The organism is Micromonospora sp. NPDC050397 (genome assembly GCF_044901685.1).
Lineage (GTDB): Bacteria > Actinomycetota > Actinomycetes > Mycobacteriales > Micromonosporaceae > Micromonospora_G.
Map to the genome: position 1 here is coordinate 271,879 of NZ_JBJDPS010000003.1, position 14,922 is coordinate 286,800.

The 14,922-nt window shown below is 69.5% G+C and carries 12 protein-coding genes; 4 read left to right on the forward strand and 8 right to left on the reverse strand.

All coding sequences use genetic code 11. The annotated features are described in order from the left end of the window. Positions 1–66: 66 nt before the first annotated feature. Entirely contained in the window at positions 67–471 is a 405-nt protein-coding gene (locus tag ACI2K4_RS12180; RefSeq protein WP_404510546.1) for a cobalamin B12-binding domain-containing protein, read from the reverse strand. A 506-nt stretch (positions 472–977) separates the two neighbouring features. On the opposite strand from ACI2K4_RS12180, the gene ACI2K4_RS12185 reads away from it, so the two are divergent. Further along, a complete protein-coding gene (locus ACI2K4_RS12185; RefSeq protein WP_404510547.1) occupies positions 978–1,700 on the forward strand; it encodes a M23 family metallopeptidase in 723 nt (240 codons plus the stop codon). A 319-nt stretch (positions 1,701–2,019) separates the two neighbouring features. Then, complete coding sequence (locus ACI2K4_RS12190) at positions 2,020–2,811, forward strand: M23 family metallopeptidase (RefSeq protein WP_404511763.1); 792 nt, start codon at positions 2,020–2,022, stop codon at positions 2,809–2,811. 102 nt (positions 2,812–2,913) lie between these two features. Here the strand turns inward: ACI2K4_RS12190 and pcrA are convergent, their stop codons facing one another. After that, positions 2,914–5,403 (reverse strand): DNA helicase PcrA, encoded by a 2,490-nt coding sequence (gene pcrA, locus ACI2K4_RS12195; protein ID WP_404510548.1) that lies wholly within the window; start codon positions 5,401–5,403, stop codon positions 2,914–2,916. A gap of 160 nt (positions 5,404–5,563) precedes the next feature. On the opposite strand from pcrA, the gene ACI2K4_RS12200 reads away from it, so the two are divergent. Together ACI2K4_RS12200 and ACI2K4_RS12205 are read left to right on the forward strand one after the other, a co-directional pair. Next, positions 5,564–7,399 (forward strand): bifunctional metallophosphatase/5'-nucleotidase, encoded by a 1,836-nt coding sequence (locus ACI2K4_RS12200; protein WP_404510549.1) that lies wholly within the window; start codon positions 5,564–5,566, stop codon positions 7,397–7,399. Between the two features lie 235 nt (positions 7,400–7,634). After that, positions 7,635–7,952 carry a chorismate mutase gene (locus ACI2K4_RS12205; protein ID WP_404510550.1) on the forward strand — a complete coding sequence of 106 codons (318 nt, stop codon included), beginning with the start codon at positions 7,635–7,637 and terminating at the stop codon, positions 7,950–7,952. A gap of 197 nt (positions 7,953–8,149) precedes the next feature. On the opposite strand, the gene ACI2K4_RS12210 is transcribed toward ACI2K4_RS12205, so the two are convergent. The 6 genes from ACI2K4_RS12210 to ACI2K4_RS12235 form a co-directional block, all read right to left on the reverse strand. Continuing rightward, positions 8,150–9,160: an ABC transporter ATP-binding protein gene (locus tag ACI2K4_RS12210; protein WP_404510551.1), complete on the reverse strand. Its 1,011-nt coding sequence runs from the start codon at positions 9,158–9,160 to the stop codon at positions 8,150–8,152. Next, positions 9,153–10,187, reverse strand: coding sequence for an ABC transporter ATP-binding protein (locus tag ACI2K4_RS12215; RefSeq protein ID WP_404510552.1), 1,035 nt, complete (start codon positions 10,185–10,187; stop codon positions 9,153–9,155). Before ACI2K4_RS12215 ends, ACI2K4_RS12210 begins: the two co-directional genes overlap by 8 nt. A gap of 9 nt (positions 10,188–10,196) precedes the next feature. Further along, entirely contained in the window at positions 10,197–11,132 is a 936-nt protein-coding gene (locus ACI2K4_RS12220; protein ID WP_404510553.1) for an ABC transporter permease, read from the reverse strand. Beyond that, positions 11,125–12,060: an ABC transporter permease gene (locus tag ACI2K4_RS12225; RefSeq protein WP_404510554.1), complete on the reverse strand. Its 936-nt coding sequence runs from the start codon at positions 12,058–12,060 to the stop codon at positions 11,125–11,127. The genes ACI2K4_RS12220 and ACI2K4_RS12225 overlap by 8 nt, the downstream gene beginning before the upstream one ends. Before the next feature lie 217 nt (positions 12,061–12,277). Continuing rightward, positions 12,278–13,915 (reverse strand): ABC transporter substrate-binding protein, encoded by a 1,638-nt coding sequence (locus ACI2K4_RS12230; protein ID WP_404510555.1) that lies wholly within the window; start codon positions 13,913–13,915, stop codon positions 12,278–12,280. 313 nt (positions 13,916–14,228) lie between these two features. Beyond that, a complete protein-coding gene (locus tag ACI2K4_RS12235) occupies positions 14,229–14,906 on the reverse strand; it encodes a response regulator (protein ID WP_404510556.1) in 678 nt (225 codons plus the stop codon). Between the last annotated feature and the right edge of the window lie 16 nt (positions 14,907–14,922).

The window sequence follows — 14,922 nt, forward strand, 5'->3', positions numbered from 1 at the left end:
CCGAGCGCTATCGCCGTACCCGCAGCCACCGCGTCGCCGAGAGCTCAGGCCAGCGCCCGGGAGGGTTCAAGCCACCGGCTGGCCGACGTTGGCCCGGACCCACTCGACGATCGCCTGGGTGGTCGCACCCGGCGTGAAAATCTTGGCGACCCCGATCCGTTCCAGCTCCGGGATGTCGGCCTCCGGGATGATGCCGCCACCGAACACGACCATGTCCTCGGCGTCCCGCTCGGCCAGCAGTTCCACCACCCGTCGGAACAGGGTCATGTGCGCCCCGGAGAGAACCGACAGGCCGACCGCGTCCGCGTCCTCCTGGATGGCGGTCTCGACGATCTGCTCGGGCGTCTGGTGCAGGCCGGTGTAGATGACCTCCATGCCGGCGTCCCGCAGCGCCCGGGCGACCACCTTGACCCCGCGGTCATGGCCGTCCAGGCCGGGCTTGGCGACGACGACCCGCGTTCGTGAGCTCATCAGCACACCTTTCCAGCACACCTCGACAACCACCTTAACGAACGGTAACCCGCGCTCCGCGCCCTCCGGAATCCGGCCGGCGCACCCGGACGAATCCGGCCGGCACACCCCCGGGGTCTCCGTCCGACATGCCGGGAGGTATCCGTCCGGCGCACCCGGAGAGTCCGGGCGACACTCCGAGTGGATCGAGCCGGATCGCCGGGGCGACCGGGTCACCCACGGTGGCGGTCGAGAGTGGACAACTGACCCGCCGTACCAGCACTGGTAACTGAGAGCTACTAACGATAAGACCCGCCAATGGTTACGAAATTGGGCGTTTCATGACGGACAGCCGCACCGAACGATGACAAAGCCGTGAGGTGACTTGTGGGTCGACTAGGCGGCGGTTACCGTGACGACGGTTGTCATCGGGTCCACGATCGGGTGACAACGCGGACCGGCCGAGTGGTTCTCGCTTCATCCACACGGACACGACCGTTTCAAATACCCGACACCGGAGGGTGTGCGTGCGCCAGCGCCTGTCGTCTGAGCCCGATCGCTATCGCGGGCGACGCCGCGTACCCACCCCACCGCGCAGCCGTTACGCAGCAGTTGTCACCACCGCCGTTGTCGGTGCCGGCATCGTCGCCCTGGGCGCGGCCGCCATGCCCGACGCGAAAGCGGTCAGCCCGGCCACCCTGGCCGACCTCGAGAACGCCTCCGCCACCAGCGACGACATCGCCTCGCGTGCGGACAGCGCCGAGCGCGCCACCCGTGACCAGGACCGTTCCGGGATCGCCAGCACACTGGCCGAGGCGCCCGACGTCTGGCTGCTGCCGCTGCACGGCTACAACTTCACCTCGCCGTACGGAATGCGCTGGGGCAAGCTGCACGCCGGGGTCGACCTCGCCGCCGCCGAGGGCACCCCGTACCACGCGGTCCACGCCGGCAAGGTCACCCGGGCCGGCTGGTACGGCGGCTACGGCTACTGCGTGATCGTGACCCACCCCGACGGCTCCGAGTCCGTCTACGGCCACTCCTCCAAGATCCTCGTCAAGGAGGGCCAGGAGGTGAAGGCCGGCGACCAGCTCGGTCTGGTCGGCAACACCGGCCACTCCTACGGCTCCCACCTGCATCTCGAGGTGCATGTCAACGGGGTCCCCCGGGACCCGATCCCGTACCTGCGGGACAAGGGAGTGGACATCAAGATGCAAGTAGAGGCAATTTACGGCGGAGTAACCACGCCATAGCTCCACGTACCGCGTCGAAACCGCCCGGGCCGCACGGTCCGGGCGGTTTTCTGTGGTCGAGCGGGCGGGGAAGTCGTCTGTGTCACAGGGGTCGATGTGATCGGAGACACCCGACGACGGGTCGGGACAACCGGTAACCCGTCGCCAATCCGGGCAAACCCGGTCGGGCCCCGGGCGCCCGACCGACCCGCCCCCGACCCCGACGTCGCTGGTCACGGGCTCGACCGACCACCATCTCCGGGTCAGTCCCCGTACCCCGGAGGTCCCACCCGTGCCCGACACCCAGCCGCTCGACGACCACGACCGCGACGAGGGCGGGGTGGGTCACCAGCCGGACACCGGCGTGGCCCGGCACCGCGCCCGGCGGCGGATCAGCCGAGGCGCGTACGTCGCGACCGGGCTGGCCGTGGTGGTCGGGATCGGCGTCGCCGCGGTGACCGTCGGCGGCGAGGACGACCAACCGGACGGCACCGGGATCACGACGGAGGCGGCGGCGCTCGCCCGCGCCAACGCGGCGAACCGGGCCGACCGGGCGCAACGGGCCCAGCCGACGGATCTCCCGACCGACCTGCTCAGCCCGACCCCGCCGAGCACCAGCCCGTCCCCGTCGGTGGCCCCGAGCACCAGCGCGCCGGCCCCGAAGACCAGCGCCAAGCCAAAGCCGAAGCCGAAACCCACCAAGACCACGCCGAAGCCGACCAAGGCCGCCGCCGCCTGGGTCAGCCCGATGCCGGGCGCGCCGGTCAGCTCCTGCTACGGGACGCGCGGCGGGGTCCTGCACGCCGGCATCGACCTGGCCGGTGACGAGAACACGCCGATCCACGCGGTCGCCGCCGGCACGGTGGTCACGGCGGGCGCCGCCTACGACGGGTACGGCATCTCGGTCGTCATCGACCACGGCAACGGTTTCCTGACCCATTACGCGCACCAGAACCGCACCGCGGTCCAGGTCGGCGACAAGGTCAGCGCCGGTCAGGTCATCGGGTACGAGGGCGCCACCGGCGACGCCACCGGCCCACACCTGCACTTCGAGGTGCACCAGGGCGCCCTCTGGAACCAGATCGACCCGGCACCGTTCATGCGCGCCCGAGGCGTCGACCTCGGCTGCTGAACGCCCCGAAGACCCTCCCCGGTGGTGGTGAAGCCGCCGGGACCGCCCCGGGCCACACCGGAGCGCGGTCCCGGCGGCGCCGCCGACCCGGGACGCCGCCGGTCAGAGCTTGTCGATCGGCGCGTGCCGCAGCACCAGCCACATCGTCTGGTCACCGAAGTCGATCTGGGCTCGAGCCCCGGGCCCGTGCCCCTCCACGGCGAGCACCCGGCCGAGGCCGTACCGCTGGTGGTTGACCCGGTCCCCGGCCGCGACCTTCGGCGCCTGCGGCAACTCGCTCGCGGTCGCCAGTCGACTGGGATCGACGCCGAGCCTGCGGGCGAGTTGGGCGGCTTTGGGCGTACCCCCGGTGAAGCCGCCACCACGGGCGGCCAGGCCGGAATCGGCGGACCCGGAGCGCCCGCCCACGCCGCCGCCGGTCCCCGACCACGACGTGTACGAGCCCTCGGTGCGCTCCCAGCGCACCAGGTCGGCCGGGAGCTCGGCCATGAAACGCGACGCCGGGTTGTAGGACGGCTGCCCCCAGGCCGAACGGGTGACCGCCCGGGACAGGTAGAGACGCTGCCGGGCCCGGGTGATGCCGACGTACGCCAGCCGGCGCTCCTCCTCCAGCTCCCGGGTGTCGCCGAGCGCGCGTAGATGGGGGAAGACGCCGTCCTCCAGACCGGTGAGGAAGACGACCGGGAACTCCAGCCCCTTCGCGGTGTGCAGGGTCATCAGCGTGACCACGCCCTGCGGCTGCTCCGGCTCCTCACCGTCGGCGGCCGGAGCCGCCTGGTCCGGGATCTGGTCGGCGTCGGCGACCAGCGCGACCTGCTCCAGGAAGCCGGCCAGGGTGGCCCCGCCCTCGCCCTCCTCGGCCTGCGCCTCGACCCGCTCGGTGTACTCCCGGGCGACGCTCACCAGCTCCTGCAGGTTCTCCACCCGACCGGCGTCCTGCGGGTCGAGGCTCTCCTCCAGCTCGCTGAGGTAACCGGAACGGGTCAGCACCGACTCCAGCACCTCCTCCGGCGCGGCGGTCTCGGCCAGTTCCCGGGCGGCGTCGAGCAGCGCGACGAAGTCGGCGATCGAGTTCGCGGCCCGGGTGGAGATCCCCGGGGCGTCGCCGGCCCGGCGCAGCGCCGCCCCGAACGAGATCCGGTCCCGGGCGGCGAGCGCCTCGACGCACGCCTCGGCCCGGTCGCCGATCCCCCGCCGGGGGGTGTTGAGCACCCGGCGCAGGCTCACCGTGTCGTCGTCGTTGACCACCGCGCGGAGGTACGCCAGCGCGTCGCGCACCTCCTTGCGCTCGTAGAAGCGCACCCCGCCGACCACCTTGTACGGCAACCCGACCCGGATGAACACCTCCTCGAACACCCGGGACTGCGCGTTGGTCCGGTAGAAGACGGCCACCTCGCCCGGTCGGGTCAGCCCCTCGTCGGTGAGCCGGTCGATCTCCCGGGCCACCCAGTCCGCCTCGGCGTGCTCGGTGTCGGCGACGTAGCCGACGATCTGCTCACCGGCACCGGCGTCGCTCCAGAGCCGCTTGGGCTTGCGCGAGGTGTTCCGGTCGATCACCGCGTTGGCCGCGTTGAGGATGGTCTGGGTGGAGCGGTAGTTCTGCTCCAGCAGGATGGTCCGCGCGTCGGTGAAGTCCCGCTCGAACTCCAGGATGTTGCGGATCGTGGCGCCCCGGAAGGCGTAGATCGACTGGTCCGCGTCGCCCACCACGCAGAGCTCGGCCGGGGGCAGCCCGTCGGCGCCCTCGCCGCCGATCGGCTCGCTGCCGACCAGCTCCTTGATCAGGGTGTACTGGGCGTGGTTGGTGTCCTGGTACTCGTCGACCAGCACGTGCCGGAACCGGCGCCGGTAGCTCTCCGCCACGTGCGGGTGCGACTGCAACAGGTGCACCGTGGTCATGATCAGGTCGTCGAAGTCGAGCGCGTGCGCCTCCCGCAGGCGCTGCTGGTAGCGGGTGTACGCCTCGGCCAGCGCGCGCTCGTTCGGCCCCTGGGCCCGACCGGCGAACTCCTCCGGGTCGACCAGCTCGTTCTTCAGGTTGGAGACCTGGGCCGCCAGACCACGCGCCGGGTAACGCTTCGGATCGAGGTCCAGCTCCCGGGCCACCATCTGCATCAGCCGTCGGGAGTCGTCCGCGTCGTAGATGGAGAAGGTCGACTTCAGCCCGGCATGCTCGTGCTCGGCCCGGAGGATCCGTACGCAGGCGGAGTGGAACGTGGAGACCCACATCAGTCGGGCCCGGGGCCCGACCAGGGCGGCCACGCGCTCCTTCATCTCACCGGCGGCCTTGTTGGTGAAGGTGATCGCGATGATCTCGCCGGGGTGCACCTGTCTGGCCGCGAGCAGGTAGGCGATCCGGTGGGTCAGCACCCGGGTCTTGCCGGAGCCGGCACCGGCCACGATCAGCAGTGGGGAGCCGGCGTGGGTCACGGCGTCGCGCTGTGGACCGTTGAGCCCGGTCAGCAACGCCTGGGGATCACCGGCTGAGGAGGGCGGACGCGTCGTGGACGGACGGGCCGGCGTCGGGGGCGAAGCCGAATCCCGGGCAGGGGTCGACGGCTGGATCGGCGGGATTTCGAAGAGAGCATGCATCGCACGGCGAGTCTATGCCGCCGGCCCGACATCAACCGCCTCCCCTGCCGTCCGGCCACCAACTCGTCATCTCGCCGTACTGGTGGGTCGCGCCCCGATCGAGAACGATGACCGGATACCGCCCTGGTAACACTCACCGGACCCGATGGGAAGATCCCTGATGAGCCAGACTCGCCCGGGCGGCTGGGCGAAACTGCGGCGCCTCGCGGTGCCCGCACTCGCCCTCGCCGCCGTCACCACCCTGCCGTACGTCCCCGCCGCCGACCCATCGTCGGCCACCGACCGGTGGACGGCACTCGCCCCGGTCTCGGTCTCGTACCAGACGCCGACCGGCCGCCCGGTCAAGGGCAACTTCCTCAGCTACAACGACTTCCACGGCGCGATCGACCCACCCACCGGCAGCGGCGCCGCCGTGAACGGCACCCCGGCCGGCGGGGTGGAATACCTCGCGACCTGGCTGAAGCGGCTCCGCGCCGAGGCCGCCGCCGAGGGGCGGCGCAGCACCACCGTCGGCGCCGGTGACCTGATCGGCGCCACCCCGCTGGTCAGCGCCGCCTTCCATGACGAACCGACGATCGAGCTGATGGACGAGATCGGGCTGGACATCAGCTCGGTCGGCAACCACGAGTTCGACGAGGGGGTCGAGGAACTGCTCCGGATCAACCGGGGCGGCTGCCACCCGGTGGACGGGTGCCAGGACGGTGACGGCTTTGCCGGGGCGAAGTTCAGCTACCTCGCCGCGAACACGGTCAGCCGGCGTACCGGGCTGCCGATCCTCCCGCCGGTGGACATCCGGCTGGTCGACGGCGTACCGGTCGGCTTCGTCGGGCTGACCCTGGAGGGCACCCCGAGCATCGTGAACCCGGCCGGGATCAGTTCGGTCCGGTTCACCGACGAGGTCGAGACGGCCAACCTCTGGGGCGGCCTGCTGCGGCTCGCCGGGGTCAGGGCCCAGGTGCTGCTGTTGCACGAGGGTGGCGGGCAGTCCGGTGGCCCGTCCGACTGCACCAACTTCTCCGGCCCGGTGGTGCCGATCGTCGCCGGGCTGCGGCCCGAGTTCGGGCTGGTCGTCAGCGGCCACACGCACCGTGCCTACTCCTGCTCGGTGCCGAACTCCTCGGGCGCCCCGACCGTGGTCACCAGCGCCGGGACCAACGGCCAGCTCATCACCGACATCGACTACTCGCTGGACCGGCGGACCGGCCGGTTCACCGAGATCACCGCGCGCAACGTGATCGCCGAGAACGGCGTACGGAACCCGGACGGGACCTGGCAGCAGACCACCCCGGGCAACTTCGTCCGCAACCCCGCCCTGGTCGACCCGAAGGCGAAGCGGCTGGCGGACAAGTACCGCACCGCCGTGGCGCCGATCGCCAACCGGGTGGTCGGGTCGATCACCGCCGACATCGTCCGGGACAACCGGCCGAACCAGGAGAGCCCACTCGGTGACGTGATCGCCGACGCGCAGCTCGCCTGGACCGCCGGCAACGGGGCCCAGCTCGCACTGATGAACCCGGGCGGCATCCGCGCCTCGCTGCCGTACGCGACCTCCGCCGGTGGCGAGGCACCCGGTCAGATCACCTACGGCGAGGCGTTCACCGTCCAACCGTTCAACAATCTCGTGGTCACCCAGACCCTCACCGGGGCGCAGCTCAAGGACGTACTGGAGCAGCAGTTCGTCGGTTTCAGCGGGCAGACCAGCCAGCGGGTCCTCCAGGTCTCGGCCGGTCTCACCTACAGCTACGACACCACCCTGCCGGCCGGTGGGCGGGTCAGCGCGCTCGCCCTCGGCGGGGTGCCGGTCGACCCGGCCACCAGCTACCGGGTCACCACCAACGACTTCCTGGCCAACGGAGGCGACGGTTTCACCCTGCTCACCGGTGGCACCGACCGGACCACCGCGCCCGGTTTCGACGTCGACGCCCTGGTCGCCCACCTCGGCGGCGGGGCGCCGGTGGCCCCGGGGCCGGCCGACCGCATCACCCGCCTCGGCTGAGTGGGTGAGATTTCGCCCGTTCCGCGCCGAGGCGCTTGCGCCGGAAGGCCCGGGGTGGGCATACTCGGTTCGTGATCCAGCAGGCGCGTTTCTACTTTTACTATGGCTCCGGGAGTCCGGCAGCCGTAGGTAGCGCCTGATCTTAAACCTACGAAACGCCCCGGGCTCCTGGAGCCCGGGGCGTTTTGCCTCGGGTCGTGGACGCTGGGGGCCAACCCGCTCAGGGAGCCCGGAAATGACCGCACACATGCTCGAACAGCCCGCCAACCCGACCGCCGGCAAGACGCAGACCGGCACCGACTCGCCGGAGGCCGCGGAGCGCATCCTGGCGATGCGCGACCGGATCAACGAGATCGACAGCGCCCTGATCGCCCTCTGGCAGGAACGGGCGAGCCTGTCCCAACAGGTCGGCGCGACCCGGGTCGCGTCCGGCGGCACCCGCCTGGTCCTCTCCCGCGAGCGCGAGATCCTGGACAAGTTCCACGCCGCGCTCGGCGCCGACGGGACGCAGCTCGCCCTGCTGGTGCTCCGCGCCGGCCGCGGACCGCTCTGAACGCCGCCGAGTCGGTCCTGCGGTCCGAGCAACCCCGGCACCGCCCCGCGACAGCTCCACCGGGCCCTGTCCGGCCCGGAACAGCGGCCCGGGGCGCCGGTCGCATGGATGGCGGCCGACGCCCCGGACACTGAGGAGGCACTACCTTCACCGGTGGCACGAGCCGGGTGGGGCCGGCCGCCGGCGTCTGTGCCGGCCTATTCGACCGCGTGCACCACGTCGCGCTCCTCGGCGAAGTGGCATGCGCTCGGATGGCCGGAATGCTCCCGCTCCACCAGCGGCGGTTCCTGCTCGGCACAGATGTCCTGGGCCTTCCAGCACCGGGTACGGAACCGGCAGCCGGAGGGTGGGTTGGCCGGCGAGGGTACGTCGCCCTCCAGCACGATCTGGTCCCGGTGCCCGCGCAACGTCGGGTCCGGCACCGGCACCGCGGAGAGCAGCGCCTGGGTGTACGGGTGGGTCGGCCGCTCGTAGATCCCCTCGTTGTCGCCGATCTCGACGACCTTGCCGAGGTACATCACGGCCACCCGGTCGGCGATGTGCCTGATCACCGACAGGTCGTGCGCGATGAAGACGTACGACAGGCCCAGCTCGTTCTGCAACTGCTCGAGCAGGTTGATCACCTGGGCCTGGATCGACACGTCCAGCGCGGAGACCGGCTCGTCGCAGATGATGATCTCCGGGTTGAGCGCCAGCGCGCGGGCGATGCCGATCCGCTGCCGCTGCCCGCCGGAGAACTGGTGTGGGTACCGGTTGATGTGGTCCGGGTTGAGCCCGACCAGGTCGATCAGGTCCTGCACCCGCTTCTGCCGCTCGCCCCTCGGCGCCACGTCCGGGTGGATGTCGAACGGCTCACCGATGATGTCGCCGACCGTCATCCGGGGGTTCAGCGACGTGTACGGGTCCTGCAACACCATCTGGATGTTGCGCCGAGCCCGGCGCAACGGCTGACCCTTCAGCCGGGTCATGTCCTGTCCCCGGACGTCGATCGTGCCCGACGTCGGCTTCTCCAGCCCGACCAGCAGCTTCGCCAGGGTCGACTTGCCACAGCCGGACTCGCCGACCACGCCGAGGGTCTCCCCCCGGCGCAGTTCCAGGTCGATCCCGTCGACCGCGCGGACCGCGCCGATCTGGCTCTGGAACACGATTCCACGGGTGATCGGGAAGTGCTTGACCAGGTCCTTGGTCCGCAGCACGACGTCACTCATCGCCCAACACGTCCTTCCAGAAGTGGCAGCGCGAGGTACGGGACTCGGCCACCTGGTACGCCTGCGGCGGCGGGTCGGCCCGGCAGACATCCTGCGCGTACTGACACCTGGGGTTGAAGGCGCAGCCCGGCGGGATGTTGGTCAGGTTCGGCGGCAGCCCCTTGATCACGTTGAGCTGCTGTCCCCTGAGGTCGACCCGAGGGATCGACTCCAGCAGGGCCTTGGTGTACGGGTGCGATGGCCGGGCGTAGATGTCGAACACGCCCGCCTCCTCGACCACCTTGCCGGCGTACATCACCGAGATCCGGTCGGCGACGTCGGCGACCACCCCCATGTCGTGGGTGATCAGGATCAGGCCCATGTTCCGCTCCCGGCGGAGTTCCGCCAGCAGGTTCATGATCTGGGCCTGGACGGTGACGTCCAGCGCGGTCGTCGGCTCGTCCGCGATCAGCACCTCGGGGTCGAGGGCCAGCGCCATCGCGATCATCACGCGCTGCCGCATACCGCCGGAGAACTGGTGCGGATAGTCGTTGACCCGTTGCCGGGCCGCCGGGATCTTCACCAGGTCGAGCAGTTCGATCGACCGCTGCTGGGCGGCCTTCTTGGACATGCCCCGGTGCACCCGCATCAGCTCGCCGAGCTGGAAGCCCACCGAGAAGACCGGGTTGAGCGCGGAGAGCGCGTCCTGGAAGATCATCGCGATCCGGTTGGCGCGTACCTTGCGCCGCTGCTCCTCCGGGAGCTTGAGCAGGTCGAGCCCTCGGTAACGAACCTCGCCCCTGGTCACGTAACCCGGCGGGGTGTCCAGGATGCCCATGATCGCTTGCGCGGTCACCGACTTGCCACACCCGGACTCGCCGAGGATAGCCAGCGTCTCCCCCGCCTGTACCGTGAAGTTGGCGCCGTTCACCGCGTGCGCGACGCCGTTCGGGGTCCGGAACTCCACGTGCAGGTCGTCCACCCGCAGCAGCGGAGCGGTGTGGTCCAATCCGGGTAGGACATCGATGTGTGCCTTGATATCGGTCACCGGATTCTCCTACCGCAGCTTCGGGTCGAAGGCGTCGCGGATCGCGTCGCCGAGCATGATGAAGGCGAGCACGGTCAGCGCCAGGAACGCGGACGGAGCGATCAGCGGGGTGGCGTTCTCCCGTACCCGCAACTGCGAGCTGGAGATGTCGATGCCCCAGGAGACCGCCGGTGCCTTCAGCCCGATGCCGAGGAACGACAGGGTCGCCTCCACCGAGATGAATCCGCCGAGCGCGATGGTCATCACCACCACGAATGGCGCGAGCGCGTTCGGCAGGATGTGCCGGAACATGATCCGGCCGTGTCCGGCGCCGAGCATCCGGGCCGCCGCCACGTAGTCCTGGTTCTTGGCACTGATCACCGACGAACGCATCACCCGGGAGGCGGTGGTCCAACCGAGCACCCCGAGCACGATCACCACGGTCCAGATGCCGCTGCCCTGCCGGTCGCCGGCCAGCCGCTTGCCCAGCACGATCGCGGCGAGCAGCAGCGGGATACCGAGCACGATGTCGGTGAGCCGGGACAGGACCGCGTCCACCCAGCCACCGAAGTAGCCCGACGACAGCCCGATGACCAGCGCGATGACGCCGGCCAGCAACATGGCGAAGACGCCGACCTGGATCGAGGCGCGAGCGCCGTAGACGGTCCGGGCAAAAACGTCGCACCCCTGGAAGTCGTAACCGAACCAGGCCCGCCCGCTCGGTGGGGCGTACTGCCGGGAGAGCGCGCAGCTCGCCGGGTCGGCCGGGGTGAAGAGCTGCGGCACGATCGCCATCACCACGAAGAGCACGACCAGACCGGAGGCGACCCAGAAGATCGGATTGCGGCGCAGGTCCCGCCAGGCGTCTCCGGCCAGACTGCGGGGCTTGTCCGCCTTGGCGCCGCCGGTCGGCGCGGGGTTCGCCGCGGGCGTCTCGGCCGCGGCGATCGATTCGAGATTACTCATAGCGGATCCTCGGGTCGAGCACGGCGTACATGATGTCGACGATCAGGTTCGCGACCAGGAAGACGATGACCAGCAGGCTCACGAAGGCGACCACCAGCGGGCCGTCCTCGGTGCGGATGCCGCGGAAGAGGTTGAAGCCGACGCCGGGGATGTTGAACACGCCCTCGGTGATGATCGCGCCGGCCATCAGGCCGCCGATGTCGATGCCGATGTACGTCACCACCGGGATCAGCGAGTTGCGCAGTACGTGCACCCCGATCACGCGCTTGCGGGGCAGCCCCTTCGCCCGGGCCGTACGGACGTAGTCGGCACGCAGGTTCTCGGCCACCGAGGTACGGGTCAGCCGGGAGTAGGTGGCGAGCGAGAGTGATCCCAGCACCAGTCCGGGCAGGAGCAGCGCCCACCAGGTCGGGTCACCACCGGCGGTCGGCGGGAACCAGCCGAGCTTGATGCCGAAGAAGTACTGGGCCACCGGGGCCAGCACGATCACCGGGATGGAAATGAGTAGCAGGGTGAGGATCAACGTGGCATTGTCGAAGATGCCGGAACGACGGATGCCGGCGACCACACCCGCGCTCACCCCGAACAGGATGGCGAACAGGACACCGATCACGGCGAGCCTGATGGTCACCGGGTATGCCTGGGCGATCATCTCGTTGATCGGTCGACCGGTGAGCGAGATGCCGAAGTCGCCCTGCAGCAGGCCCTTCATGTAATAGCCGTACTGGGCCCAGAAGCCCTCGTTGAGGTGGTAGCGCTCGGTCAGGACCTGGACCTGCGCCGGGGTTACCGGGCGTTCGCCGACCAGGGACTGGATGACCTGCGCTGGGCTGCCCTGGTTGCTGAACATGAGCGCGTAGACGAGCAGGGTGGCCCCGAAGAACGTGAGGACCATCTGCAGCAGGCGCCGGACAATGAAACGGAACATGTCTTCGTCCTTCTACGGGACAGGCGTCGGTGGCTGCCTTGTGGACAGCGGACCGCGATCTGAGGACGCGGCGATGGCGCCACCGCACGGTCCTCGGTGACGCCACGGAGGGTGTGGACGGCGCCGGGTCGCACCCGGCGCCGAGCCACTTACCGGACGGTCCGGGTCACGCAACTCATAGCTGGTGACCCGGACCGTCCGCCGCTGCGCGGTCAGTTCAGCTGGCAGACTCGATCTTCAGCAGGTTGACCCGGTTGAAGAGGTCGATCTCCACGTTCTTGACCTTGGTCGAGTGGCCGAAGGTGTTCTGCCCGAAGCGGAGCGGAACCACCGGCATGTCCTGGACCAGAATGTCCTCAGCCGCCTGGTACTTCTTGATCGCCTCGTCGAGGCTCGGCGCCGAGGCGCCCTCCTTGACCAGGGTGTCGAAGGCCGGGTTGCTGTAACCGTAGTAGTTCGAGGAACCGTTGGTGCTGTACAGCGGGCCGAGGTAGTTCTCCATGGACGGGTAGTCCATGACCCAGCCCATCCGGAACATGCCGACCGGGGTCTTCGACTCCACCTTGGTCAGCAGGTCGGCGAACTTCGGCTCGGCGGTGCCGACGCACTCCACGCCCAGGTTGGTCTTGAGCTGGTTGCAGGTGGCGTCCACCCACTCCTTGTGCCCACCGTCACCGTTGTACGAGATCTGCAGCTTGGCCGGACCACCGGCGGCGGCGTACTCGGTCTTGGCCTTGGCGGCGTCGAAGACGCAGGCGTCGGCGCAGGTGTTGTCCCGGTATCCGGCGACCACCGGCGACACGAACGAGCGGGCCGAGCGCTGCGAGCCCTTGAAGACCGCCTTGATGATCTCGTCCCGGTCGATCGCCTTCGAGATCGCCTTGCGGACCTCGGGCTTGCTGAACTCGGGCTGGAACGTCGGGAAGGCGACGAACTGGAAGGTCGAGGCCGGCGACTGCTTGAACCGGTCGCCCAGGTCGGTCTGCGCGCTGGAGAGGCTCTCGGTCGGGATCGTCTTGACCACGTCGAGGTTGTCCGCCTGCAGGTCCGCGTAGGCCGAGGTGAGCTGCTGGTAGATCTTGAAGTTGACGCCGCCGACCTTCGGCTTGTCGGCCGGGAAGGCGTCGTACCGCTCGACCTCGATGCCCTGGTCGTGCTGCCAGGTGCCCTTGAGCTTGAACGGGCCGTTACCGACGATCGCGTCCTCGAAGCCCTCCTTCAGCACACCGTCGGACTGCCACGCCGCCGCCGGCAGCGGGTAGAACGAGGTGTAACCGAGGACGGCCTTGAACTCGCTGAACGGCGCCGACAGCTTGACCGTGAAGGTCAGGTCGTCGACCTTGGCGAGACCGGTGAGCTTCTTGGCCTTCGGCTCGGGGGCCTTCTGCGGGCCCTCTTCGCCGTCCGGGTCGGTCGACTGGAGGTCGGCGTAGCCGTCGACCTTCTCCCAGAAGTAGGCGCCGCCCTGACCGTTCGGGCCGTACGCGCCGTAGTTCCAGGCGTTGATGTAGCTGTCGGAGGTGACCTTCTCACCGTTGTGGAAGGTGTAGCCGTCCTTCAGCTTTACGGTCCACAAGGTGTTGTCGGTCGAGGTGATCGACTCTGCGGCCACCTCGAACGGCTTGTTGTCCTTGTCGAAGTCAACCAGCGGCGAGAAGAGGGCGGCCAGGACCTGGGCGCCGCTCGTCTCGGTGGTGTTGGAAGGGATCAGGTGCTGTGGTTCGGCAATCTCGATCGAGACCACCGCGTTGCTGCTGCTCGAACCGGAGTCGTCCGGGTCGCTGCTGCTGCAACCAGCGGCAATCAACGTGATGGCGGTCGTAGCGACCGCCATCTTCAGGGTTTTCCCGCGCATGGGAGTGCCTCCTCAGGGCGCTCACGAGGGGGTGTGAGGTGACTGACACTGTGACACCGAACGCCCGTTGCGTGAAGGTGCCGTTATCAAGCCGTTAGACCGAGAGCGGTCGGTCAATACTCACCATGATCACAATTCGCCCAGATGGATCGCCCGAACCGGCGCCCGCCACAGCCCGGACGCAGAAGCGGGCGCGCCCACGTACCGATGGTCGCGGGCGGCGGGCTCGGCTATGCCGACAGACACTGTCGGTTGTCGGACGGTCACGGACAGCCCTCGGCCGACTCACCACAACCGGGTCGAGCGAGCCGGGTCAGACGAGCCGGCGGTCAGCCGCCCAGCGGGAGAGCTCGTAGCGGTTGGACATCTGGAGCTTGCGCAACACGTTCGAGACGTGCGTCTCGACCGTCTTGATCGAGATGAACAGCTCCTTCGCGATCTCCTTGTACGCGTACCCCCGGGCGAGCAGCCGGAGCACCTCGCGCTCCCGGTTGGTGAGCTGGTCGAGTTCCGGGTCGGCCACCGGGGCGTCCGGACGGGCGGCGAACGCGTCCAGCACGAAGCCGGCCAGCCGGGGGCTGAACACCGCGTCCCCGTCCGCGACCCGGCGGATCGCCGCGGTCAGCTCGTCCGGCGAGATCGTCTTGGTCACGTAACCCCGGGCCCCGGCCCGGATCAGACCGATCACGTCCTCGGCCGCGTCGGAGACGCTCAGCGCCAGGAACCGGATCGTCGGGTGGCTGCGCCGCATCGCGTCCAGCACCGCCCGTCCACCACCGTCCGGCATGTGTACGTCGAGCAGCACCACGTCCGGCAGGGTCAGCGCGATCCGGTTGATCGCCTCGGCCACCGTGCTCGCCTCGCCGACCACCTCCACGTGGACACCCAACTCGGCCCGTACCCCGGCCCGGAACATCGCGTGGTCGTCGACCAGGAAGACACGCAGCCGCTTCGGTTCGGCACTTTCGGCGTTCCCGCTCACCTCGGTCATGACTCTCCTCGCCTCG

Bases quoted from the DNA above. Each gene is read 5' to 3' on its own strand.
- ACI2K4_RS12230 (WP_404510555.1), bottom strand. From the start codon at position 13,915: ATGCGCGGGAAAACCCTGAAGATGGCGGTCGCTACGACCGCCATCACG.
- ACI2K4_RS12220 (WP_404510553.1), bottom strand. From the start codon at position 11,132: ATGAGTAATCTCGAATCGATCGCCGCGGCCGAGACGCCCGCGGCGAAC.
- ACI2K4_RS12235 (WP_404510556.1), bottom strand. From the start codon at position 14,906: ATGACCGAGGTGAGCGGGAACGCCGAAAGTGCCGAACCGAAGCGGCTG.
- ACI2K4_RS12210 (WP_404510551.1), bottom strand. From the start codon at position 9,160: ATGAGTGACGTCGTGCTGCGGACCAAGGACCTGGTCAAGCACTTCCCG.
- ACI2K4_RS12200 (WP_404510549.1), top strand. From the start codon at position 5,564: ATGAGCCAGACTCGCCCGGGCGGCTGGGCGAAACTGCGGCGCCTCGCG.
- ACI2K4_RS12225 (WP_404510554.1), bottom strand. From the start codon at position 12,060: ATGTTCCGTTTCATTGTCCGGCGCCTGCTGCAGATGGTCCTCACGTTC.
- ACI2K4_RS12205 (WP_404510550.1), top strand. From the start codon at position 7,635: ATGACCGCACACATGCTCGAACAGCCCGCCAACCCGACCGCCGGCAAG.
- ACI2K4_RS12180 (WP_404510546.1), bottom strand. From the start codon at position 471: ATGAGCTCACGAACGCGGGTCGTCGTCGCCAAGCCCGGCCTGGACGGC.
- pcrA (WP_404510548.1), bottom strand. From the start codon at position 5,403: ATGCATGCTCTCTTCGAAATCCCGCCGATCCAGCCGTCGACCCCTGCC.